Consider the following 23,116-nt stretch of genomic DNA (forward strand, 5'->3'; position numbering starts at 1 on the left):
TCGTCCGCCGAGTCCGGTCGGGGACAGCAGGGGGTACTCGCTAGGGTGGGGCCATGGCCCTGAGTGACCCCGCGCTGAACCGTCTCGCCGAACTCTTCGGCATCGCCACTCAGTTCTGGGACTGGAAGGGTCGCCGCGTCGACGTGACGGACGAGACGGTCGTCAAGGTGCTCGCCGCGCTCGGTGTCGACGCCTCCACGCCCGAGGCCGCGGACGAGGCCGTTCTGGCGCAGCTCGACAAGCCGTGGCGCCGCGTGCTGCCACCGGTCGTCGTCATGCGCGCCGGGAACGCCTCGGCGATCAACGTGCATGTCGAGGACGGTCACCCCGCCCAGGTGCAGCTGCGGCTCGAGGACGGTCGTTTCCTGCCCCTGCAGCAGATCGACAACTGGGAGCCGGCGCGCCTCATCGACGGGCGCATGGTGGGCGAGGCCAGTTTCGCGCTGCCGGCGGACCTGCCACTGGGCTACCACCGCATCCAGCTGGTCTCCGACGACCTGCAGGCAGAGACGACACTCATCGTCTCACCCGACTTCCTCGGTTTCCCCCGCTCCATGGCGGACCACCGCATCTGGGGTTATGCAGTCCAGCTCTACTCGGTGCGCTCGGCCGACTCGTGGGGGACCGGGGACTTCTACGATCTCGGCGCGCTCGCCGGCTGGTCCGCCTCGCAGCAGTACGCCGGCTACGTCCTCATCAACCCGGTGCACGCCGCCGAGCCGGTCGAGCCGCTGGAACCCAGCCCGTACCTGCCGACGAGCAGGCTGTTCGTCAACCCGATGTACATCCGTCCCGAGGCCATCACCGAGTACGCCTTCCTGGACGAGACCGACCGCGCGCGTGTCCAGGCGGCGAAGGCCGAGCTCGCCGGGCGGCTGGCCGGTTCGGGCCGCATCGAACGCGACATCTGCTGGTCGCTCAAGCGACGCGCCCTGCGCATCATCTGGGCTGCCGGCCGCGACGACCACCGGCAGATGATGTTCGAGGCGTACCGGCGCCGCGAGGGCCGCATGCTGCGCGACTACGCCACGTGGGCGGCGCTCACCCAGGAGCTGGGCCGCGACTGGCGACTGTGGCCGCCGCAGTACCAGCGCCCGACGTCCCCCGAGGTGGACGCCTTCCGGGCCGGGCACGCCGACGAGATCGACTTCCAGTGCTGGCTGCAGTGGATCGCCTCCGTGCAGGCCGGCAGGGCCCAGCAGACGGCACTCGACGCCGGCATGCCGGTGGGCGTCGTCACCGACCTGGCAGTGGGGGTCAGCGCGGCAGGGGCCGACACCTGGATGATGAGCGACGTCTACGCCGAGGGCATGACGGTGGGGGCGCCGCCGGACGCCTACAACCAGCTCGGCCAGGACTGGGGCCAGCCGCCGTGGCGCCCCGACCGGCTCGAGGACCTCGCCTACGCGCCCTTCCGCACGATGGTGCGCAACGCCCTGCGGCACGCCGGCGGCATGCGGATGGATCACATCATCGGCATGTTCCGCCTGTGGTGGGTACCGGCCGGCTGCGGCCCGCGCGAGGGCACCTACGTGCGCTACGACCACGAGGCCCTCATCGGCATCATCGCCCTCGAGGCCTACCGCGCCCAGGCGATGGTCATCGGCGAGGACCTGGGCACGGTGGAGCCGTGGGTGCGCGACTACCTCGCCGGCCGCGGGATCCTCGGCACCTCCGTGCTGTGGTTCGAGGAGAAGAACGGCCATCCCCGGGCCATGGAGTCCTGGCGCGAGTACGCGATGGCCTCGGTCAACACCCACGACCTGCCCCCGACGGCCGGCTACCTCGACAAGTCGCACGTGCGGCTGCGCCACGGGCTGGGGCTGCTCACCGAGTCGCTCGTGGAGGAGGAGCGCCTGGCCGACGAGGAGCAGGAACGCTGGATGGCCTATCTGCGCGCCGTCGAAGCCCTCGACGAGTCGATGGAGGACACCACCGAGGCCAAGGTGCTCGGCCTGTACCGCATGCTCACCCGCACCCCGAGCCGTGTGCTGTGCGCCACGCTCGTCGACGCGGTGGGGGAGAAGCGCATCCAGAACCAGCCCGGCACGATCGACGAGTACCCGAACTGGCGGGTGCCGCTGGGCGGCCCCGACGAGGCCCCGCTGCTGCTCGAGGACATCTACGCCATGGAGCGCCCCATGCGGCTGGCCGCCGTGCTCGACGGGTTCACCCAGGTGCCGGCGCCGTGGGAGCGCTCCGGCGAGGTCGAGTCACGGCCCGTCGACCAGCGTCCCCGGCGCCGTGCCGCGCCAGGACATCACGGCCAGCGGCGGGCACCGTCGGCATGAGCCCCGCGATCGGACGGATGCAGCTGGGGCGTCTGCGCGTTCCCGGCAGGCTAGCGCGCGCGGGCATCGACGAGGTTCTCGTCTTCCGGGTCCCACTGCGGCACCGCTTCCGGCGTATCGACGTGCGCGACGGCCTGCTCCTGCACGGCCCGCACGGCTGGGGGGAGTGCTCGCCCTTCTGGGACTACGACAGCGCCGAGTCCGCGGCCTGGCTGCGCGCCGGTCTCGAGGCCGCCACCATGCCGCTCCCCGCGCCGCTTCGTGAGACGATCCCGGTGAACGTGACGATCCCCGTCGTCGGTCCCCAGGACGCGGCACGGCTCGTCGCCGCCTCCGGCGGCTGCACGACCGCGAAGGTGAAGGTCGCCGACCCGCGCAGCACACTCGCCGACGACTGCGCCCGCGTCGAGGCCGTCCGCCAGGCGCTGGGCCCCGGCGGCCGGATCCGGGTGGACGCCAACGCAGCCTGGACCGTCGACGAGGCGGTGGCCGCCCTCACCGAGCTCGACGACGCGGCCGGCGGCCTCGAGTACGCCGAGCAGCCCTGCCGCTCGGTCGAGGAACTGGCCCGGGTACGTGCCCGGGTCGACGTGCCGATCGCCGCGGACGAGTCCGTGCGCCGCGCCGAGGACCCGCTGGCCGTCGCCCGCGCAGGCGCCGCCGATGTCCTCGTCATCAAGGCCCAGCCGCTCGGCGGCGTGCGGCGCGCCCTCGACGTGGTCGCCCGGTCCGGGCTGGACGCCGTCGTCTCCTCGGCCCTGGACACCTCCGTCGGCATCTCGGTGGCGGCCCACCTCGCCGCGAGCCTGCCGACGCTCGACCACGCCTGCGGCCTGGCGACCGTCGAACTGTTCGACGGCGACGTCACCGACCACCCGATCCTGCCGACCTGCGGGGCGATCCCGGTCACCAGGGCCACGGTCGAGGCACCGGTCGGCGACGCCGCCGCGCTGCCCGGCGGCCTCGCCGACCGGTGGGCCGAACGCCTCGACGCGCTGTGCGGGGAACTGCGATGACCCCGGGCGCGCCAGCCGAGAGCGAGTCCACCCGGCTCGCCCGGCGCATGGTCACGGCGCTGGCCGCCTGTGGCGTCCGGCACGTCGTCTACTGTCCCGGCTCACGCGACGCCCCCTTCGCCTACGCACTCGACGCCGCCGAGCGGGCCGGATGGCTCCGGGTGCGCGTCCACCTCGACGAGCGCGACGCCGCCTTCATCGCGCTCGGCGTCGCCAAGGCCGCCCGCCTCGCCGGACGCCACGAACCCGTCGCCGTGGTCACCACCTCGGGCACCGCGGCGACGAATCTGCACCCGGCCGTCGCCGAGGCCGACGCCTCCGGCACGCCCCTGGTCGCCGTCACCGCCGACCGCCCGCACGAGATGTGGGGCACCGGCGCCAACCAGGTGACCAGGCAGAGCGGCCTCTTCGGGCCCATGGTGCGCGCCGCCGTCGACCTGCCGGCGGGCTACCCGCCCGACGGGCGTCTCGACGCGGCGATCGGCCGCACCCTCGCCCTGGCCCGCGGCACGCTGACCGGCGACCCCGGGCCGGTGCAGTTCAACGTCGGACTGCGCGAACCCCTGGTGCCCGCCTCGGACTGGGCCCCTGTCCGGCCGCCCGCAGCCGAAGGCGGCCCGCCGGCGCCCCCGCCCCGCCCGGCCACCGCCCTGGACCTGCCCGAACGCACCCTCGTCGTCGCCGGCGACACAGCCGGCCCGCAGGCCGAGTCGCTCGCCAGGGCCGGCGGGTGGCCCCTGCTGGCCGAGCCCTCCTCGGGCGCCCGCTTCGGCCCGCACGCCATTCGCGACTACCAGCGGCTGCTGGCCGCGGGGCTCGCCGAGCCCGCCGAGGCCGTCCTGGTGCTGGGCCGCCCGACCCTGTCCCGGCCCGTCTCCGGGCTGCTGGCCCGCCGGGACGTGCGGATCATCGCCGCCACCGACGGCTCACGCTGGACCGATGTCGCCGGCCTCGCCGAGGTGGTGCCCGGCCCGGTCACGACGAACCGGAGACCGGCCGGCGACTGGCTGCGGGCCTGGCTCGACGCCGACACCCCGAGCCCAGGCGCCCCGCCGAAGGACACGGCGGCCGCCGCGATCTGGGCCGCCCACTGCGCTCCCGGCGCCCCCGCCCTGGTGATCGGGGCCTCCGACGTCATCCGCGCCTTCGACCGCTGCGCCGCTCCTGCCGAGCGCGCCCCGCTGGTCGTCTCGAACCGGGGACTGGCCGGCATCGACGGCACGATCGCCACGGCCGTCGGCCTCGGCCTGGGCCTGGGGCGCCCGGTGCGCGCCGTCGTCGGTGACCTCACCGCGGCCCACGACGGGCTCGGCCTGCTGCACGGCACGCTTGAGACCCAGCCCGACGTGCAGGTCGTCGTGCTCAACGACGGTGGCGGGACGATCTTCACCCGGCTCGAGCACGCCGAGGCCGCCCCGCCCGGCCTGTTCGCCCGCTACTTCGCCACCCCCCAGGGCGTCGACTTCGCTGCCCTTGCGGCGGCGGCCGGGGCCGCCCACCGGCTGGTCGGGGACCCTGCCGAGCTGCGGGCGCTGCTCGCCGAACCGGTCCGCGGCTGCTCCCTCGTCGAGCTCCGACTGGGCTCGTAGACTCTCAGCCCTGGGCCAACCCCTGGCGCATCGGCGCCATCTTGGAACCCGTCTCGTCCCACTCCAGCTCGGCCCGCGAATCGGGCAGGATGCCCGCCCCGGCGAAGAGCCGCGCCCGGCGCGAGCCGGGCTCGAACTGGGCGCAGCGCAGGGCAAGACCCCACTGGCCCGAACCATCGGCGCCCATCCATCCCACCGGGCCCGAGAAGCGCCCCCGGTCGAGGTGCTCGACCGTCTTGATCTGGGCGAAGGCCTCGGCCCGTGGCGTGCCGCAGATCGCCGCGGTGGGGTAGAGCACGTCCGCCACGTCAGCCGCGCTGCGTCCCGGCGCCACGCGCGCCGTGATGTCGGTCGCCAGGTGCGTCACATTGGGCAGCTCGAGCAGATACGGGCCGTGCAGCCGCGGCGTGCTGAGCCCGGCCTGCTCCAGGTGGGCCGTCACCGAGGCGACGGCCAGCGCGTGCTCGTGCTGCTCCTTCGGGTCGGTGAGCAGTTCCTGCACCCATCCCGGCTTGCGGGTGCCGGCCAGGATCCGGCAGCGGAACACCTGGTCGTGCACGTCGACGAGCAGCTCGGGGGTCGCACCCACCAGGCCGTCGTCGGCGTAGACCCAGCAGTCGGGGAAGCGGGCTGCGAGCCAGTCGAGCACGCTCACCTGGCTGAGCGGGCGGTCGGCCACGGCGTCGACGCAGCGGGCCAGGACGACCTTCTCCTCGACCCGGTCCGGATCGGCGAGGACGGCGCGGCTCGCGTCGATGGCCCGCACCCAGGCCTGCTCCGCGTCGGGCGCGGTCGTGAACTCGAGGCGGGGCGCCGCACGGCGCCCCTGATCGCAGGGCCGCGGCTCCGGTTCGCCGGCCGGGGCGATGAGCCAGGTCGGCTCCCCGGCCCCCATCCGGGCGAGCGTGAACCGCGGCACCACGAGGAAACCGTTCTCGGCCGGGTCGAACGGGAACGAACCGAAGGCGAGAGGACCGGCCCGGTGCCCCGCGGCCCAGTCGCGGAAGCGCCGCCACGCGGAGGCGACCGGCCCGGGCCCGCCGGCCTCGAACCGGGCGATCTCGCCCCAGCCGACCAGGGCCGGGCCGCCGTCCGGGGCGACCCACACCCAGGGTTGTTCGACGTCGGCGGGCACGCGCCGCAGCGCGGCACTCAGCCACTGCGCGCTGTCCAGCCCGGCCAGCGCGCCGGACGCGGCGACACGCCGGCGACTCAGTGCACTGACATCGGCCACGTCCATCACATCCGCCGAGTCTAGTGGAGTGCTCGACACGGCCCCGCCGCCGGGCGAATCCGCGTGCTGGGGGATCGGTCCCGGCTGCCGCAGGGGACTCGTTCACGGTTGCCACGGCGGACCAGCGCGCCGGGGGCCGGTCTGCTCCTGGCGATGTCCGGTGCGCGCCCCGGTTCGGGTGACCCACGCCCCGAGGCCAGTCGCCACCGTGCCCCGCGGCCCGACTCGTGGACGGTGCGGGGCGGCTCAGCAGCGGTTCCAGGCCTCCCCGTCGGCCCGTGCCCGCGCCAGCAGTGCCCTGACCGCCGCACGGTCGGGTTTGCCAGAGGCCAGGGCGGGCAGCCCGTCCAGGCGCAGGATGACCCGCGGCGCCCGTTCGCGGCCGATGGCCCGCCCGGTCTCCTCGCGCAGCCGGCCCGCGTCGAGGCCCAGGGGGGCGGCGACGGCCGCGGCGACGACCTGGCCCCAGCGTGCATCGTCCAGCCCGACGACGACGCAGTCGTCCACTAGGCCGGTGCCCAGGACCGCCGCGGCCACGTCCTGTGCGCTGATCTTCAGGCCGCCGCTGACGATGACGTCATCGGTGCGCCCGCTGACCGTCAGGACCCCGGCGGTCATCGAGCCGAGGTCGCTCGTGGCCAGCCACCGTGCACCGTCGATCACCTGCACGCCCGGCGCGCCGTCGAGGTAGTCGCTCATCACCATCGGCCCGCTCAACCAGACCCGCCCCTCGTCGCGGTCCCCGGGCCGGTCCTGCACGCCCGGCGCGCCGAACCCGACCCGGACCCCGGCCAGTGGTCGCCCGTCGTAGACGCAGCCGCCGCAGGTCTCGCTCATGCCGTAGCTCAGGCGCAGCGCGAGCCCGGCGTCCCGGGCCGCCGCGACGAGCGGGGCCGGGGTGACGGCGCCGCCGACCAGGACGGCCGCGGCCTCGCCGAGCGCCCTCGTCGCCTCGGCGTCGGCGAGTGCATCGGACAGCTGAGTGGGCACGAGCGAGATGTAGGCGCGCCCGTCGGGGTCCTGCCGGGCCGCCCGCCGGACGGCCGCGCCGATGAGTGCGGGCGTGGCCCGCCCCTCGACGACGAGGGGGGAGCGGCCGGTCACGAGCGAGCGCGCGAGCACCTGGAGGCCGGCGATGTGGTGCGGCGGCAGCGCCAGCACCCAGGTGCCAGCGCCGCCGAGTCTGGCGTGGGTGGCCTCGACCGAGGACCTCAGCTGCGCCCCCGACAGGCCGACGAGCCGCCCCCGCCCGGTCGTCGACCCCGAGGTGCGCAGCACCAGACGGGCCCCGGGCGGCTGCCGCACGATGCGTGCGGCGGCGTCACCGGCCAGGGCGCCGATGTCCTCGCCCGGTCCGGCGGGCATGAGCAGCGGGCCGTCGCGGCCCGCCAGGACCGGTTCCAGCGCACGCGCCAATGCCCCGGCCGAGGCTCCGGTGCGTGCCGCGACGAGGACGGCGGGTGCGGTGGGGCCTGGCATCAGAAGTAGTACGGGTACCGCGACCAGTCGGGCGCGCGGCGCTGTAGGAAGGCGTCACGGCCCTCCTGGGCCTCCTCGGTCATGTAGGCCAGCCGGGTGGCCTCGCCGGCGAAGGCCTGCTGGCCCGCGATGCCGTCGTCGATCATGTTGAACGCGTACTTGAGCATGCGGATCGACTGCGGGGACTTCGTGGCGACCGTCAGGCCCCACTCGATGGCGGCGTCCTCGAGCTCGGCGTGCGGGACGACCTTGTTGATGACGCCCCAGGCCTCGGCCTCCGCCGGCGTGTAGGGCTCGGCCAAGTAGAAGATCTGGCGGGCGCGCTTGTCGCCGATCTGGCGGGCCAGCAGGCCCGCGCCGTAGCCGGCGTCGAAGGAGCCGACGTTCGCGTCCACCTGCTTGAAGACGGCGTGCTCGGCGCTGGCGATCGCCAGATCGCAGACGACCATGAGCGAGTGCCCGCCGCCGGTCGTCCAGCCCGGGATCGCCGCGATGATCGGTTTCGGGGTGGACCGCATGAGGCGCTGCACCTCGAGGATGTGCATGCGGGCCCGCCGGCCCCGGTCGATGCGTGCGGCGCGCTCGGGCGTCATCCCCTGCTCCAAGCCCTCGTGCCCGGCCCCGTGCGGGGTCTCGTCCGACTGGTACTGGTAGCCGTCGGCGCCGCGCTGCAGCTGGTTGCCGCCCGAGGAGAAGGCGTAGCCGCCGTCCTTGGGGGAGGGGCCGTTGCCGGTGAGGACGATCGCCGCGACGTCGGGCGTGGAGCGGGCGTCGTCGATGCAGCGATACAGCTCGTCGACGGTCTGCGGGCCGAAGGCGTTGCGCAGCTCCGGGCGGTCGATGGCGATGCGCACCACCGGCAGATCGTGGCCCGCCGGGGCGCCGTCGACGTCGCCGCGGGAGACGAGACGGTGGTAGGTGGTCTCGCGGAGCGGGACGTCGTCGGGGGTCGCCTCGCGCCAGCGCGATGCGTCGAAGGTGTCGGAAACGCCGGGAAGACTGCTCATGGGGTGAAGGTACCATCGCCCCCTCACCGCCCCGGCGCAGCCCGCCGTTGCGAACCGGCCGATGCCATAGTCGACGTGCATGGTGCGCTCAGCCGGCGGATCATGCACGTCCGTCGAGATGGTCACGCCGAAAGTGTCGACGGGCGCAAGCGTGGGACTCAGCCACCGCGCAGCCATTCACGTACGGCGGCGCGGATTGCGTCCGGGCAGGTGGCCAGGCCATCGGCCTCGGCCCGCGTCATGAGCGCTCCGATGGTGTCGGTGTCCAACCGGACCGGCACGACCACACCGAGTCCTCCCACCGGCGGGCGACCAGGCCTCGGGCGAGGCAGCTCCGCCGCGTCGTGTCCGGTCCCGGTCTCGTCCGCCCAGGCCCGGATCTGCTCGTCGCTCACGGCGGCACCGTGGACCGGATGCTCCCCGGCCGCGGTCAGATGTTCTTCGCCGGCTGGCCCGCGGCGTAGACGTTGTCGAGCTCACGGCCCAGCTCGTCGAGGATGATCGTCGGGACCGCCGGTTCGGCGTTCGAGATGCGCTGCGCGTCGATCGGCAGCTCGGCGCGGGCCGCCTCGTGACGGTCCCGGGCGGCGGCGAGTGGTTCGGCGCCGACGACCTCGCCGTTGCGCACCAGGTCGACGAGCAGCGTGCGGTCGGCCGAGCCCGCGCGCGGGGCGGCATTGACGCCGATCACCTCGGCCTGTGCCAAGCCGTTGTCGTCGATGGAACGCAGCGCGAACTTGCGGCCGCCGATCGTCTTCTTGTTCGCCGACTGCTTCGCCACGTCGATCATCGGCGCATCGGGGGAGTCCGCGGAGGCGCGGGCGACGAGCTTGTAGACGAAACCGCAGGTGGGATGCCCCGAACCGGTGACCAGGCTCGTGCCGACGCCGAAGCCGTCGACGGGTGCGCCGCGCAGGGCGGCGATCTGGTACTCGTCCAAGTCGTTGGTGACGATGATCTTCGTGCCCGTGGCGCCGAGCCGGTCGAGCAGTTCGCGGACGTGCTTGACCTCGGTGAACAGGTCGCCGGAGTCGATGCGCACACCGCCGAGTTTGCCGCCGGTCAGCTCGACGGCCTTCACGATCGCGGCGTCGATGTCGTAGGTGTCGACCAGCAGCGTCGTGTCCTCACCGAGCCACTCGAGCTGGGCGGTGAAGGCCTCCTCCTCGGAGTCGAAGAGCATCGTGAACGCGTGGGCCGCGGTGCCCGACACGGGGATGCCCCAGGTGCGGCCGGCCTCCAGATCGGAGGTGGAGCTGAAGCCGGCGATCCAGGCCGCGCGGGCGGCCGCGACGGCCGATGCCTCGTGGGTGCGGCGGGCGCCGAACTCGGCGATCGGGCGGCCCTGGGCGGCCATCGTCATGCGGGAGGCGGCCGAGGCGATCGCGCAGTCGTGGTTGTAGATCGACAGCAGCAGCGTCTCGAGCAGCACCGCGTCGGCGAACGAGCCGTCGACCTGCAGCAGCGGGGAACCGCCGAAGTAGAGCTCGCCCTCGGGGTAGCCGATGATGTCCCCGTGGAAGCGGTAGCGGGACAGGTACTCGGCGAGGGTGTCGTCGGCGACGCCGACCCTGAGCAGGTAGTCGATCTCCTCCTCGCCGAAGCGGAAGTCCGCGAGGGCCTCGAGTACCCGACCGGTGCCCGCGACGACACCGTAGGACCGTCCGGTCGGCAGGCGGCGGGGGAACAGCTCGAAGAGTACGTGACGGTTCGCCCGGCCGGCGTGGAGCGCGGCCTTGACCATCGTGAGCTCGTACATGTCGGTGAGCAGTGACGTGGTAGTCATGGACCCACCATACGGGCAACCGGGCCAAGATTCGACTCATGGTCGAAAACCTGCCCGCTGCATTCCCTCGCCGGGGTCCGCCACCCAGATCGCGATCGGGCGGGCCTGGCGCACCGCATTCCCCTCGCACCGGGGCCCGCCCGATCGTGCCGGGCTCGGACCCATCGTCCCGGTCGGCGTGCGATACACAGGGCCGCATGGGGGACGGCGAGGGGCGGGGCGGGCCTGTCAGCAGGCCCGGCCGGCCCGGGCGCGGCGTGCTCCCTGGGGCGTCTCACGGGGCTCTGCCCCGGACACCTGGCCGCGGTGCGGCACACCGCCCGAACCGTGGTTTTTGTTGAGTCGTGCGACAGAATGGGAGCCATGACGGAAACCCCTTCACAGGTGCCCTCCGGCGGCACTGCCGTCGTCGAGCGGCCTGCTCAGGAGGCCGTTGGCCAGCAGAACTGGGTGACGATCGTCTGGGACGACCCGGTCAACCTCATGAGCTACGTCACCCACGTGTTCTGCACCTACTTCCACTACTCCCGCGATCGTGCGGAGCGTCTCATGATGCAGGTGCACATGGAGGGCAAGGCCGTCGTCAGCGCGGGCAGCAGGGAACGCATGGAACGCGACGTCAACGCCATGCACGGCTTCGGGTTGTGGGCCACCGTGGGCAGGGGCGAGTAAGTGCACTCCTTCCGTCGTCGCCGTGGCCAGCTCACCTGCACCTTCGAGGCAGCCGAGCTCGGCGTCATGATCAGCCTGGTCAGCCAGCTCATGGAACTGCTCACCGGCGACGACATGCCCCAGCAGAGCTCGAACGGGCTGGGGGAGCAGGATCTGTTCGCAGAGCTCGAACGCGAACTCAACGGTGCCCCGGCCGTCGACTTCTGCCAGAACCCCGACGTCGATCCGGCTCTGCGCCGGCTCTTCCCCGACGCCTACCAGAACGATCCGCGCGCCTCGGCCGAGTTCCGCCGCTTCAGCCAGGTCGAGCAGCGTGACGCCAAGTTCGACGCCGCCGTCGAGATGCTCGCCGATCTCAACCAGGTCGGTGACGACATGCGCTGCGTCGTGCCCGAGGAGCACATCGACGCCTGGCTCAAGACCCTCACCTCCGTGCGGCTCGCGCTGTCCGTGCGCCTGGACATCCTGACCGCCGACGATGTCGACCGTCTCGCCGAGCTGCCGGAGAACGAGCCGCAGGCCGCGGTCTTCTCGGTCTACGAGTGGCTGGGCTGGGTGCAGGAGTCCCTGCTCGACTGTCTGCACTGAGGCGCCCCATCACTCCGCCTGCACCCCGCCGTGGCCCTGACCGCACTGGCTAAGATCGAGGACGTGCTCGACCCGGAACTCGATGCGGTGACTCCGCCACCATCCGACGCCCCGTCCGACGTGGCAGCGGCGAACGCGCCGATCGGCATCTTCGACTCCGGTTTCGGCGGGCTGACGGTGGCCCGGGCCGTCGGCGACCTGCTGCCGCACGAGGACATCGTCTACCTGGGGGACACCGCGCGCGCCCCCTACGGGCCGCGCCCGATCGCCCAGGTGCGCGGTTTCGTCCTGGAGGCCCTCGACGATCTGGTCTCGCGCGGCGTGAAGGCCCTCGTCATCGCGTGCAACACCGGGTCCGCCGCGGCGCTGCGCGACGCCCGGGAGCGCTACGACGTGCCCGTCATCGAGGTGGTCGTCCCGGCGGCCCGCAAGGCGGCCGGCATCACCCGCACCAACCGCGTCGGCGTCATCTGCACGCAGGCCACGGCGAGCTCGCTCGCCTACGACGACGCCCTGGGGGCCTCACCGGTGCAGCTGGTCACCCAGGTCTGCCCGAAGCTCGTCGAGTACGTCGAGCAGGGCATCACCACCGGGCCCGAGATCCTCGCCACCGTCCGGGACTACCTCGCCCCGCTGCAGCGCGCCCGGATCGACACGCTCATCCTCGGCTGCACCCACTACCCGCTGCTGTCGGGCGTCATCAGCTACGTCATGGGCGAGCAGGTCGCCCTCGTCTCCAGCTCCGACGAGTGCGCCCGCACCGTCTTCGCCGAGCTGACCCGGCTGGGGCTGCTGCGCGACGACCTCGGCCACGAACCGGTCCGCCAGTTCATCACCACCGGCGACGCGGAGCGCTTCCAGGGCCTGGGACGGCGCCTCATGGGCAGCTTCGTCGACCAGGTGCAGTCGACCAGCATCGGCTGACGGCAGCTCGTCCCGCGGTTCTCGTGGAATGACACGCCAGGACCGCAGGATCATGCCGGCCCGGACGGTCCGGCCTCGGTGTTCACGGCGACCGGGGTGGCGGGTAAGCTCGTCAAGCGTGTCTGATCCTGCGAAGACGGTGCGCGCCGACGGTCGCGCCCTCGATCAACTGCGTCCCGTGAGAATCACCCGCGGCTGGCTCGACCACGCCGAGGGCTCCTGCCTCGTCGAGTTCGGCAGGACCCGCGTACTCGTCGCCGCATCCGTCACCGAGGGCGTCCCCCGGTGGCGCAGGGACTCCGGGCTCGGCTGGGTGACCAGCGAGTACGAGATGCTCCCGCGGGCCACCAACACCCGCTCCGACCGAGAGTCGCGGCGCGGCAGGATCGGCGGACGCACCCACGAGATCAGCCGCCTCATCGGCCGCAGCCTGCGCGGCATCATCGACTACCGGGCCCTCGGCGAGAACACGATCGTCATCGACTGCGACGTGCTCCAGGCCGACGGCGGCACCCGCACGGCCTCGATCACCGGCGCCTACGTCGCCCTGCACGACGCCGTCGAGTGGCTGCGGGCCCGGGATGCGCTGGTCGGTGAGCCGCTGACCGGCTCGGTGTCGGCGATCAGCGTCGGCGTCGTCGACGGCGTCCCGATGACCGACCTGGCCTATGCCGAGGACTCGCGCGCCGACGTCGACATGAACATCGTGTGCACCGGCGCCGGCGACTTCGTCGAGGTGCAAGGCACCGGCGAGGGCGCCGCCTTCGGCCGCGACGTGCTCGGGCGCCTGCTCGACCTCGGCCAGGCCGGCTGCGCCCAGCTGGCCGAGCTCCAGGCCAGGGCGCTGGCCGATCCCGACGGGAGGGCGGAACTGTGACCCAGCGAGTGCTCCTGGCCACCGGCAACACGAAGAAGCTCACCGAGCTGCGCCGCATCATCGCCGACCACGGTCTCGACCTCGAGGTCGTCGGGCTGCGCGACATCGACCCGTACCCGGACCCCGCCGAGTCCGAGTGGACCTTCGAGGGCAACGCCCTCATCAAGGCCCGGGAGGGCATGATCCACTCCGGCCTGCCGTCGCTGGCCGACGACTCCGGGCTGTGCGTCGACGCTCTGGGCGGCATGCCCGGTGTGCGCAGCTCCCGCTGGAACGGCCCAGAGCAGGAGGACATCGCCAATCTCGAACTCGTCCTGCGCCAGATCGAGGACGTGCCGCGCGGCCGTCGGCAGGCCCAGTTCGTCGCCGTCATGGCCCTCGTCATGCCCGATGGGCGCGAGTTCACCACCCGCGGCGAGATGGCCGGGCACCTGACCACCAGGTCCAAGGGCTCGCGCGGCTTCGGCTACGACCCGATCTTCGTTCCCGACGAGCAGGTGCCCGACGCCGACGGCCGGCTGCGCACCACCGCCGAGATGACCGCCGGCGAGAAGGACGCGATCAGTCACCGCGGCCGGGCCGTGCGCGCCATTCTGCCGATCCTCGCCCGCGAGCTCGGACTGCCCGTGCCCGAGGACCTGAGCGTGGAGCCCGGAGCGCTCCCCGGCGCCGACCGAGAAGGACCGGCCCCGACACTGCCCGCCAGCGAATGGACCGCCCAGATCCCCGTCGTCGGCCGCACCGAGCAGGAGAGCACCGCGAAACCGGCCTCTCCCGGCCACCCGGCCAGCGGCGTGACCCCGCTGGAACCCTGAGCAGGACGGTCCGGCGCTGCGGCGGGTGAGACATCGGACATGTCGGTACCCACGCATAGTCTTGTGGGCAAGGGCGGAGCCGCCCCACAGCCCGCCTGGCGGGCAAGGGGGGTCAGGCGGTGGCCGGGGCCGTCCGTGCACGACGGGACGCGAGAGAAGGAGACGTCATGCAGCAATACCTCGATCTGCTCAACCGCGTGATGACCGAGGGCGTCGACCGGCCCGACCGCACCGGCACCGGCACGCGCAGCGTCTTCGGTCACCAGATGCGCTTCCACCTCGACGACGGCTTCCCGCTCGTCACCACCAAGAAGGTCTACACGCGGGGCGTCTTCGGTGAGCTGCTGTGGTTCCTGCGCGGCGACACGAACATCGGCTGGCTGCACGAGAACAACGTCCACATCTGGGACGAGTGGGCCGACGAGAACGGCGACCTCGGCCCCATCTACGGACACCAGTGGCGCAGCTGGCCCGACTACGACGGCGGCACCATCGACCAGCTCGCCCAGGTGATCGGCCAGATCAAGGACGACCCGAGTTCACGCCGCCTGGTCGTCTCGGCCTGGAACGTCGCCGAGGTGGCCAGCATGGCCCTGCCGCCGTGCCACCTGCTCTTCCAGTTCTACGTGGCGCCCGGCGCCGACGGCGGGCCCGGCGCCCTGAGCTGCAGCCTCTACCAGCGCTCGGCCGACCTGTTCCTCGGGGTGCCCTTCAACATCGCCTCCTACTCCCTGCTCACCCACATGGTGGCGCAGGTCTGCGGCCTGGGCGTCGGCGACTTCGTCCACACACTGGGCGACGCGCACATCTACCACAACCACGTCGACCAGGTGCGCGAGCAGCTGTCGCGCGAGCCCCGCCCGCTGCCGATGCTCAGCCTCAACCCCGCGGTGCGCAGCATCGACGCCTTCGAGCTGAGCGACATCGAACTGTCCGGCTACGACCCGCACCCGACGATCAAGGCCCCGGTGGCGGTGTGAGCGCAACGCCCGGCCCGAGGGTCATCGCCATCGCGATGGTCGCTGCCAACGGGGTGATCGGCGACGGAAAGACCCAGCCCTTCACGTTCGGAGAGGACTGGGCCCGCTTCAAGGCCACCACGCTCGGCCACCCGCTCATCGTCGGTCACGCCACGCACCGGGCCATGGGCCTGCTCACGGGACGCACCAGCATCGTCATCAGCCACGACCCGGCCTCGGTGCGGTTCCCCGATGTCCCGCCCCCCGGCGCGCGCGGCATCGCCGTGGCCGGCCTCGAGGAGGCCCTGCGGGTCGCCGCCGGGCTCGACCGGGAGAAGATCTTCGTCTGCGGCGGCGGCCAGGTCTACCGCGATGCCATGGACTGGGTCGCAGAACTCGACATCACCCATGTGCACGCCGACGCCGACGGCCAGGTCACCTTCCCCCGAATCGACGCCGCCACCTGGCGTGAGATCGAGCGCGTCGACGGGGAGCAGTTCGACTTCGTCCGCTACGAGCGCGTCGGCGCGCCGCGCCCGGTGCCAGAGCCCGGTCCCGGGGGCTGACCATGCGCCAGACGGCCAGCGTGCTGCACCTGGATCTCGACGCCTTCTTCGCGTCCGTCGAGCAGCGCGACAAGCCATCGCTGGCCGGCAAGCCGGTCATCGTCGGGGGAGTCGGGGGCCGCGGCGTCGTCGCGACCGCCAGCTATGAGGCCCGGGCGCTGGGCGTTCACTCCGCCATGAGCACCAGCCAGGCCCGGCACCTGGCCCCGCACGCCGCCTACCTGGTCGGCCGCTTCGGCGCCTACCGCGAGTCCAGCCGCATCGTCATGGCCCTGCTCGGCGAACTCAGCCCCCTCATCGAACCCCTCAGCATCGACGAGGCCTACGCCGACCTCGCGGTGGGCGGGCAGGACACCTCACCGTCCGCGCTCGCAGACCTCGTCGAGAACCTGCGCCACGAGATCACGGTGCGCACCGAGGGGCTGCACGCCTCGGTCGGTGTCGGCTCCAGCAAGTTCATCGCCAAGCTCGCCTCGGAGGCCGCCAAACCCGACGGCAGCCGCATCATCGAGCCAGGCCGGGAACTCGACTTCATCGCGCCGCTCACCGTGCGGGCCATCCCCGGCATCGGCCCGGCGACCACCGAGAAGCTCAACCGTCTCGGCATCCGCACGGTCGCGCAGCTGCGCGAGGCGAGCCGGCACGAACTCGTCCGTGAACTCGGCCAGGCCGTCGGTCAGCAGGTGCACGACATCGCCTTCGCCCGCGACGACCGCCCCGTCGCCCCGCGGGGCGAGGCCAAGTCCATCTCGGTCGAGGACACCTTCGAGGAGGACATCACCCAGGCGGGCGTCATCGCCGAGGTCATCGCCAAGGACGCCCGGCTCGTCGCCTCGCGGCTCACCAGGGCCGGCCTGTTCGCTCGCACCATCACCCTCAAGGCCCGCATGGCCGACTTCAGCACGGTGAGCAGGTCCCGCACCCTGCTGGGCGCCACCGACCACCCCGAACGCATCGCGGCCGTCGCCCAGGGCCTGGCGGGCGCCCTCAACCCGCGTGCCGGCGTGCGGCTGATCGGCGTCGGCGTCTCGAACTTCACCCAGGCGGCCCAGGAGGAGCTCTTCGAGCTCGACGACGCCGAACCCGCCACGGAGGCGGTCGTCCGCTACGACGAGCCCGCCCCGCCGGTCACGGTGCGCCGCGCCGATGCCGGATATCTGCCCGGCATGGACGTCGAGCACGAGCAGTGGGGCCGCGGCTGGGTGTGGGGCTCGGGTCACGGCGTCGTCACCGTGCGGTTCGAGCAGCGCGGCGGGCCCATCGGCCCGGTCCGTTCCCTGAAGGCGGACGACCCCCAGCTGCGTCGCGCCGACCCCCTGCCGCTGGCGCTGGCCGTGCCCGAGGACGACGAGGCCGCGCACGGACCGGGCTGGGCCCGTCAGGTGCACGATCTGGGCTCGACCCTGCCCGAGGCGGCCGCTCAGCAGTGAGACGGTCAGGCCTGATGCCGGCTGGGTGGAATGCCGAAACTGACGAAACTCGGCCGTTTTCGACCCTTTTTGCCAGAAAACGGCCGAATCCTGTCAGAAAAAGCATGCCTTCCCCGTGGCAGAGCCTGTGTGGTGCCGGCCCGGTTCGTTTCGGGCGTGTGACAGACTGATCCCTGCAGTTCTTCCGAGGAATCCCGGTGCCCGGCCCCCGGCCGGTAGTCCGGAGCGGTCCCGCCACTGTGAGCCGGCCCCGGCCGGTGAGCCAGACACTCGCGGACTGCCGGCACCAGACCATTGGGCGAGGCACCTGAGGAGGCCATGTGAGCGAACACCGTGCGCACCACGACAGCGGGTCCGGCGACGAGCGACATTTCGTCGGGGTCGGGGTCGGCCCCGGTGATCCCGAACTGGTCACGCTCAAGGCGGTGAGGATCCTCGAGACGGCCGATGTCATCCTCGTCCCCTCCACCGAGGCCTCCGCGGACGGGCCCGGCCGCGCCGAGCAGATCATCACCCAGGTGGTTCCCGACGGCGCCGCGCGCATCCGGCGGATCCCGTTCTCGATGGCCCAGCGCCGCGGCGTCGGGGCGCGGCGGGCCGAGAGCTGGCGGGCCAGCGCCGACGCCGCCGTCGAGGCCTTCGAGTCCGGCAGCCGCACCGTCGCCTTCACCACCGTGGGCGACCCTGCCGTCTTCTCCACCTTCAGCTATCTGCGCGCCACCCTCGCCGAGCGCATGCCAGGCGTCGGCTTCGAACTCGTGCCCGGCATCACCGCCATGCAGGCGCTGGCCGCCGCGAGCACCACCCCGCTGGCCGAGGGCCGCGAGATCCTCGCCCTCGTGCCGGCCACCGTCGGGCCGGACCGGATCGCCGAGGTGCTCGACGTCGCCGACTCGGTCGCCATCTACAAGGGCGGACGCACACTTCCCGAGGTGCTGCAGGCCCTGCGCGAACGCGGCCGCCAGGCCGTCATCGGCACCGACGTCTCCCTGCCCGGGCAGCAGCTCGCGGCGCTCGACGAGATCGGCGCCGACGAGACGCTGCCCTACTTCTCGGCCGTCCTCACGACACCCGAACGCACCATCACAGGAGGCCGGATATGAGCGAGCGACCCGAACCCGCGGCACCCGTCGACGACGCGCACGTCGACATCGACGCGATCGACCACACCCGAATCGACCCGCCGCCGATCCCGGCGCCCGCCCGCGACGGCTCGCGCGGCCGGGTCGTCTTCGTCGGCGCCGGCCCCGGCGCCCCCGACCTGGTGAGTGTGCGCGGCGCCCGTGTCATCGCCGAGGCCGACATCATCATCTGGGCCTCCAGCCTCGTCCACCCCGACATGGTCGCCGGACACAAGCCGGGCGCCGAGCTCATCGACTCCGCGTCGATCCCGCTGGAGGACCTCATCCCGCTGTACACCCGCGCCCGTGACGAGCACCTGCTCGTGGCCCGCGTGCACACCGGCGACCCGTCGATCTACGGCGCCACCGCCGAGCAGCGCGATCTGTGCCGGAGCATCGGCATCGACTACGAGACCGTGCCCGGCATCTCGGCGTTCAGCGCCACCGCAGCCCGCATGGACGTCGAGGTCACCGTGCCCGAGGTCAGCCAGTCCCTCGTCATCACCCGGCTGGAGGGCGGCCGCACGCCGATGCCGCCCGGCGAGACCATCGCCTCGTTCGCCGCCCACGGTGCCACCATGGCCGTCTACCTGTCGGCGGCCCGCCACCACGCCCTGCAGGAGGCGCTGCTCGACGGCGGCTACCCGCCCGACACGCCCTGCATCATCGGCTACAGCGTCACCTGGCCGCAGGAGATGATGTTCCGCTGCGAGCTGGCCCGGCTGTCCGAGACGATGCGGTCCCACAAGCTGTGGAAGCACACCATCGTGCTCGTCGGCCCGGCCCTCGCCGAGGGCCCCATCGCCGCCCGCAGCCACCTGTACCACCCCGGCTTCCGCCACGAGTACCGCGACGCCGACGCCCAGGCCCAGCAGGAGCTGCGCGCCCACGGCGCCCGCGCCCTCGGCTCCGCCGCCATCACGCCCGCCCAGGGCGACGATATTTCTGAGGAGAACACATGATCCGCGTCCACGGATATCTCGGCACGATCAGCGAGCAGCTGCGCCAGGAGGCCGACGAAGCCGACCTGGTGGTCGGCGGTCGCCGGCATCTCGACGCCCTCGCGGTGCCGGAGGCCCGGCGTCAGGTACTGGGCCTGGCCGACCCAGCGGTCGACCGTATCCGCGCCCTGCCCGCCGACGCCCGGGTCGTCGTCATTGCCTCGGGCGACCCGCTCTTCTTCGGTATCGTCCGGCGCCTGCGCCAGAGCGGCCTGGACGTCGAGGTCGTCCCCGAGGTCACGAGCGTCCAGGCGGCCTTCGCCGCCGTCGCCGTGCCCTGGGACGACGCCCAGATCGTCAGCGCCCACTCCCACGGCCTCGGCGCGGCCGTGCGCGTGGCCCGCAACCACCCGAAGGTCGCCGTCCTGACCGCTCCCGGCCGCGGAGTGCGGGAGCTGGCCGAGGCCCTGCGCGGGGCCGGCAAGACCTACGTCCTCGCCGCCCGCATGGGAGAGGCCGACCAGCGGGTCGACGTCCTGACCGAGGAACAGGCCCTGGCGTTGGACGCCGATGAGGTGCCCGGCCTGCACGTCGTCCTCGTGCTCGATTACAGGCCTGACGATCCGCGGGTGATCGGCGTGGCCCCGGAGATAGCCGGCGACGCCGAGATGCCCGCGGACGGTGACCCCCGCCCCGGCGACTCGGCGGCCGCCGACGGCTCGGATCGCGAACCGATCATCGGCCATGTGTACGCCACGACCCGGGCCCGTGCCACCGCCGACCGCATCGACGAGTTCTTGGGCGTCAGTTCGAAACGCTACGGCGGAAAGGTCGCTGCTGGCCTGGCCGCGGCCTGGGGCGAGTGCGATCTCATCGTCTCCCACGTCGCCCTGGGCGCCACGGCCCGCATGATCGCCCCGATGCTCGCCAACAAGAAGACCGACCCGGGTGTCGTCGTGGTCGACGAGGCCGCCCGCTTCGCCATCCCGCTCTCCGGCGGCCACATCGGCGGCGCCAACGAACTGGCCCGCCGGATCGCGGAGGCGACCGGAGCCACCGCCGTCGTCTCCACCGCCACCGACGCTATCGGCCTGCCCGCCCTCGACCAGCTCGGCTGGGCGTTCAGCGGCGATGTCGCCCCCGTCACAGCCGCCATCATCGAGGGCCAGCCCGTCGACTGGGTGCGCCAGCGGCTGTGGCGGGTGCCGCCCATGCCCGCCCACGTGCGCGTCACCGGCCCCTGCGAGCAGCCGACCGGCGAACCTGACGAGGCAGTCCCGGCGGTCGCTCGTGTCGTCGTCACCGATGAGATCGAGGTGCCCGAATCGGAGCTGCCCACCGTCGTCCTGCGCCCCGACAGCCTCGTCGTGGGCATGGGCTGCAACAAGGGCACCGGGTCTCAGGAGCTGCGCGACCTCCTCGAGGCAACCCTGGCCGAGGCCGGACTGGCGATCGAGTCCGTCACCGCGCTGTACAGCGCCGACGTCAAGGTGGGCGAGAAGGGCCTCATCAAGCTGGCCGCCGAGCTCGGGGTGCCGTACCGGGTGTTCGACGCGGCGACCCTCGACGCGCAGGAGGCCCCCAACACGTCCGAGCTCGTCCGGGCAGAGGTCGGCACCGGATCGGTGTCCGAGGCAGCCGTCCTGGCCGCCGGCGCCGACCTGGTCGTGCCCAAGCACAAGACCCAGAACGCGACGTGCGCGATCGGGCGCCTGCCCGCCCGCGGCGTGCTGCACATCGTGGGCCTGGGGCCCGGCGCCCGGGACCTGCTCACCCCGCGCGCCCGCGAGGCGGTGCGCAACGCCAACATGGTGGTCGGCTACGGGCCGTACGTGCGGCAGGTCCGCGACCTCATCAGCCCGAACGCCGAGGTCATGGCGACGAAGATGGGTACCGAGGAGCAGCGCACCGCCGCCGCCATCGACGGCGCCCGCCGCGGCCTCGACGTCGCCTTCGTCTGCGGCGGCGACCCGGCGATCTACGCCATGGCCAGTCCCGCCCTCGAAATGGGCACCGACGGCATCGACGTCGACGTCATCCCCGGAGTCACCGCGGAGTTGGCCGTCTCGGCGATCCTCGGCGCCCCGCTGGGGCACGATCACGCGACGATCAGCCTGTCCGATCTGCACACCGACTGGGATCTCATCTGCAGGCGGGTGCGCTCGGCCGCCGAGGGCGACTTCGTCATCACCTTCTACAACCCGCGTTCGCGCACGCGCATCCATCACCTGCCCGACGCGCTGGCGATCATCGCCGAGTATCGCGGCCCCGACACGCCGGTGGCGTGCGTGGCGCAGGCCGAGCGTCGCCAGCAGAAGGTGACGATGTCGACGCTGGCGCAATTCAAGCCTGAGTGGGTGGACATGAACACGATGGTGATCGTTGGCTCGGACACCACCAAGTTCGTCACTAGCGGTGACGGTCGGCGCATGATCGTCACCCCGCGCGACTACCACTGGATGGAGGGACACGTGAGCGGCGAGAAGCGGCTTAACTACCGCCACCAGGACCGTCCGAAGATGTCGCGCGCCGAGTACCGGGGCCAGACCAAGGAGAGATGACAATGACCCGTCAACCCCCGCTCGTCGTCGCGGCGCACGGCACCCGCCAGGCCGAGGGCCTGGCCAGCTGCCGGGCGCTCGTCGACCGCGTCGCCGCGAAGCTGCCCGGCGTGCACGTGGGCATCGGTTTCGTCGAGCTCGCCGAGCCCGACATCGCCACGGCCGTCGCCGACGCCCTCGAGGCCGTGCAGCCCGAGGCCGGCGAGGGGCAGGACGCCGTCGTGGCGCCGCTGCTGCTGCACACCGGCGGTCACGTGCGCTCGGACATTCCCGAGGCCATCGAGGAGGGCCGCGGGGACGCGCACGTCGCCTACGCCGGCCCGCTCATGCCCGACCCGCGGATGCGTTTCGCCCTGCAGCGCCGCATCGGCGAGGCCCTCGCCCCCGACGGCGGCGCCGAGTGGCGGCCCGGGGACACGAGCGTCGTGCTCGTGGGCCGCGGCGCGCTGGTGCCCGACGCCAACGCCGAGCACTACCGCCTCTCGCGGCTGGTGTGGGACGAGATGGGGCTGCGCCAGGTGCTGCCCGCCTTCATCCAGGTGAACCGCCCGAGCGTGCCCGACGCCCTCTCCGCGGCGGCCGCCGCGGGGGCCACCCAGGTGGTCGTGGCGCCGGTCTTCCTGTTCACCGGCAAGCTGTCGCAGTGGCTGGCCGAGCAGGTCGGGGCCTGGCAGGCCTCGCACCCCGACGTCGAGGTGCGCATCGGCGGCGTCATCGGCGACTGCGACGAGGTCGCCGACGTCCTCATCGACCGCTACCGCCAGCAGCTGGGCATCGAGGGGGCCGGGCAGGGCGCCCCGGTGTACCTGTCGGGGCTGCGCCTGCAGGGCCGCCGGGCGCTCGTCGTGGGGGCCGGGCAGGTGGCCGAGCGCCGCATCCCGGCCCTGCTCGAGGCGGGCGCCGAGGTGCGGGTCGTCGCGCCGAGCGCCGGCATCAAGGTGTCGGGCATGGCCGCCCGCGGCGAGGTCGAGCTCATCGAGCGGGCCTTCCGGCCGTCCGACGTGGACGGTGCCTGGTACGTCGTGGCAGCCACCAACGACACCGCCGTGAACCAGCAGGTCGCCGAGACCGCCGAGGCTCAGCACGTGTTCTGCGTGCGCTCCGACCGGGCTCTCGGCGGCAGCGCCTACACCCCGGCCACCGAGCAGGCCGGCGGCATCACCGTCGCCGTCGTGGGCGACCGCAATCCCCGCCGCAGCGTGAAGGTGCGCGAGGAACTGCTGCGCGCCCTGCAGGGCGTCTGAGCGGCAACGCCGAACA

Annotated in this window: 19 protein-coding genes and 1 pseudogene; 15 read left to right on the plus strand and 5 right to left on the minus strand. The window is 72.8% G+C overall.

All coding sequences use genetic code 11. The annotated features are described in order from the left end of the window. Positions 1-53: 53 nt before the first annotated feature. From malQ to menD, 3 genes are read left to right on the plus strand one after another with little or no spacing between them, the layout of a single operon-like run. Positions 54-2,291 (plus strand): 4-alpha-glucanotransferase, encoded by a 2,238-nt coding sequence (gene malQ / locus D9T14_RS10910; RefSeq protein WP_119162559.1) that lies wholly within the window; start codon positions 54-56, stop codon positions 2,289-2,291. Between the two features lie 17 nt (positions 2,292-2,308). Next, complete coding sequence (locus D9T14_RS10915) at positions 2,309-3,307, plus strand: o-succinylbenzoate synthase (RefSeq protein ID WP_232012529.1); 999 nt, start codon at positions 2,309-2,311, stop codon at positions 3,305-3,307. Then, positions 3,304-4,896, plus strand: coding sequence for a 2-succinyl-5-enolpyruvyl-6-hydroxy-3-cyclohexene-1-carboxylic-acid synthase (menD, locus tag D9T14_RS10920; RefSeq protein ID WP_119162560.1), 1,593 nt, complete (start codon positions 3,304-3,306; stop codon positions 4,894-4,896). Before D9T14_RS10915 ends, menD begins: the two co-directional genes overlap by 4 nt. A gap of 4 nt (positions 4,897-4,900) precedes the next feature. On the opposite strand, the gene D9T14_RS10925 is transcribed toward menD, so the two are convergent. The 5 genes from D9T14_RS10925 to D9T14_RS10945 form a co-directional block, all read right to left on the minus strand. Further along, on the minus strand, positions 4,901-6,136 hold the full coding sequence (locus D9T14_RS10925; protein ID WP_119162561.1) for an isochorismate synthase: 1,236 nt from the start codon (positions 6,134-6,136) through the stop codon (positions 4,901-4,903). A 240-nt stretch (positions 6,137-6,376) separates the two neighbouring features. Next, positions 6,377-7,609 (minus strand): AMP-binding protein, encoded by a 1,233-nt coding sequence (locus tag D9T14_RS10930; protein WP_119162562.1) that lies wholly within the window; start codon positions 7,607-7,609, stop codon positions 6,377-6,379. Then, positions 7,609-8,616: a 1,4-dihydroxy-2-naphthoyl-CoA synthase gene (locus tag D9T14_RS10935; RefSeq protein ID WP_119162583.1), complete on the minus strand. Its 1,008-nt coding sequence runs from the start codon at positions 8,614-8,616 to the stop codon at positions 7,609-7,611. Before D9T14_RS10935 ends, D9T14_RS10930 begins: the two co-directional genes overlap by 1 nt. A gap of 158 nt (positions 8,617-8,774) precedes the next feature. Further along, on the minus strand, positions 8,775-9,011 hold the full coding sequence (locus D9T14_RS10940) for a CopG family transcriptional regulator (RefSeq protein WP_119162563.1): 237 nt from the start codon (positions 9,009-9,011) through the stop codon (positions 8,775-8,777). A gap of 35 nt (positions 9,012-9,046) precedes the next feature. Then, complete coding sequence (locus D9T14_RS10945; protein ID WP_119162564.1) at positions 9,047-10,402, minus strand: nicotinate phosphoribosyltransferase; 1,356 nt, start codon at positions 10,400-10,402, stop codon at positions 9,047-9,049. Positions 10,403-10,765: 363 nt separating this feature from the next. On the opposite strand from D9T14_RS10945, the gene clpS reads away from it, so the two are divergent. The 12 genes and pseudogenes from clpS (at position 10,766) to D9T14_RS11005 (ending at position 23,100) form a co-directional block, all read left to right on the plus strand. Next, positions 10,766-11,074 carry an ATP-dependent Clp protease adapter ClpS gene (clpS, locus tag D9T14_RS10950; protein WP_119162565.1) on the plus strand — a complete coding sequence of 103 codons (309 nt, stop codon included), beginning with the start codon at positions 10,766-10,768 and terminating at the stop codon, positions 11,072-11,074. Continuing rightward, positions 11,075-11,662, plus strand: a complete 588-nt coding sequence (locus D9T14_RS10955; RefSeq protein ID WP_119162566.1) for a DUF2017 domain-containing protein — start codon at positions 11,075-11,077, stop codon at positions 11,660-11,662. An 87-nt stretch (positions 11,663-11,749) separates the two neighbouring features. Next, a complete protein-coding gene (murI, locus tag D9T14_RS10960; RefSeq protein ID WP_374955805.1) occupies positions 11,750-12,586 on the plus strand; it encodes a glutamate racemase in 837 nt (278 codons plus the stop codon). Between the two features lie 118 nt (positions 12,587-12,704). Then, entirely contained in the window at positions 12,705-13,463 is a 759-nt protein-coding gene (gene rph / locus D9T14_RS10965) for a ribonuclease PH (RefSeq protein ID WP_269471261.1), read from the plus strand. After that, positions 13,460-14,080, plus strand: a pseudogene (locus tag D9T14_RS10970) (non-canonical purine NTP pyrophosphatase); the annotation flags it as partial. The gene rph and the pseudogene D9T14_RS10970, both read left to right, overlap by 4 nt. Before the next feature lie 365 nt (positions 14,081-14,445). Further along, positions 14,446-15,258 (plus strand): thymidylate synthase, encoded by an 813-nt coding sequence (locus tag D9T14_RS10975; protein ID WP_119162568.1) that lies wholly within the window; start codon positions 14,446-14,448, stop codon positions 15,256-15,258. Continuing rightward, positions 15,255-15,803, plus strand: a complete 549-nt coding sequence (locus D9T14_RS10980; RefSeq protein WP_232012488.1) for a dihydrofolate reductase — start codon at positions 15,255-15,257, stop codon at positions 15,801-15,803. Before D9T14_RS10975 ends, D9T14_RS10980 begins: the two co-directional genes overlap by 4 nt. Before the next feature lie 2 nt (positions 15,804-15,805). After that, entirely contained in the window at positions 15,806-17,233 is a 1,428-nt protein-coding gene (locus D9T14_RS10985) for a DNA polymerase IV (RefSeq protein WP_119162569.1), read from the plus strand. Positions 17,234-17,553: 320 nt separating this feature from the next. Then, positions 17,554-18,336 (plus strand): precorrin-2 C(20)-methyltransferase, encoded by a 783-nt coding sequence (gene cobI, locus D9T14_RS10990; protein ID WP_119162570.1) that lies wholly within the window; start codon positions 17,554-17,556, stop codon positions 18,334-18,336. Continuing rightward, positions 18,333-19,316, plus strand: coding sequence for a precorrin-4 C(11)-methyltransferase (gene cobM / locus D9T14_RS10995; protein ID WP_119162571.1), 984 nt, complete (start codon positions 18,333-18,335; stop codon positions 19,314-19,316). Before cobI ends, cobM begins: the two co-directional genes overlap by 4 nt. Further along, positions 19,313-21,856, plus strand: coding sequence for a precorrin-3B C(17)-methyltransferase (cobJ, locus tag D9T14_RS11000; protein WP_119162572.1), 2,544 nt, complete (start codon positions 19,313-19,315; stop codon positions 21,854-21,856). The genes cobM and cobJ overlap by 4 nt, the downstream gene beginning before the upstream one ends. Before the next feature lie 2 nt (positions 21,857-21,858). After that, positions 21,859-23,100, plus strand: a complete 1,242-nt coding sequence (locus D9T14_RS11005) for a siroheme synthase domain-containing protein (RefSeq protein ID WP_374955804.1) — start codon at positions 21,859-21,861, stop codon at positions 23,098-23,100. Positions 23,101-23,116 lie beyond the last annotated feature (16 nt).

Source organism: Propionibacterium australiense (assembly GCF_003666605.1).
GTDB lineage: Bacteria > Actinomycetota > Actinomycetes > Propionibacteriales > Propionibacteriaceae > Propionibacterium > Propionibacterium australiense.

Excerpts from the sequence above, each read along its gene's own strand:
- malQ (WP_119162559.1), top strand. The coding sequence starts at position 54 with ATGGCCCTGAGTGACCCCGCGCTGAACCGTCTCGCCGAACTCTTCGGC.
- D9T14_RS10915 (WP_232012529.1), top strand. The coding sequence starts at position 2,309 with ATGCAGCTGGGGCGTCTGCGCGTTCCCGGCAGGCTAGCGCGCGCGGGC.
- menD (WP_119162560.1), top strand. The coding sequence starts at position 3,304 with ATGACCCCGGGCGCGCCAGCCGAGAGCGAGTCCACCCGGCTCGCCCGG.
- D9T14_RS10925 (WP_119162561.1), bottom strand. The coding sequence starts at position 6,136 with ATGGACGTGGCCGATGTCAGTGCACTGAGTCGCCGGCGTGTCGCCGCG.
- D9T14_RS10930 (WP_119162562.1), bottom strand. The coding sequence starts at position 7,609 with ATGCCAGGCCCCACCGCACCCGCCGTCCTCGTCGCGGCACGCACCGGA.
- D9T14_RS10935 (WP_119162583.1), bottom strand. The coding sequence starts at position 8,616 with ATGAGCAGTCTTCCCGGCGTTTCCGACACCTTCGACGCATCGCGCTGG.
- D9T14_RS10945 (WP_119162564.1), bottom strand. The coding sequence starts at position 10,402 with ATGACTACCACGTCACTGCTCACCGACATGTACGAGCTCACGATGGTC.
- clpS (WP_119162565.1), top strand. The coding sequence starts at position 10,766 with ATGACGGAAACCCCTTCACAGGTGCCCTCCGGCGGCACTGCCGTCGTC.
- D9T14_RS10975 (WP_119162568.1), top strand. The coding sequence starts at position 14,446 with ATGCAGCAATACCTCGATCTGCTCAACCGCGTGATGACCGAGGGCGTC.
- D9T14_RS10985 (WP_119162569.1), top strand. The coding sequence starts at position 15,806 with ATGCGCCAGACGGCCAGCGTGCTGCACCTGGATCTCGACGCCTTCTTC.
- cobM (WP_119162571.1), top strand. The coding sequence starts at position 18,333 with ATGAGCGAGCGACCCGAACCCGCGGCACCCGTCGACGACGCGCACGTC.
- cobJ (WP_119162572.1), top strand. The coding sequence starts at position 19,313 with ATGATCCGCGTCCACGGATATCTCGGCACGATCAGCGAGCAGCTGCGC.
- D9T14_RS11005 (WP_374955804.1), top strand. The coding sequence starts at position 21,859 with ATGACCCGTCAACCCCCGCTCGTCGTCGCGGCGCACGGCACCCGCCAG.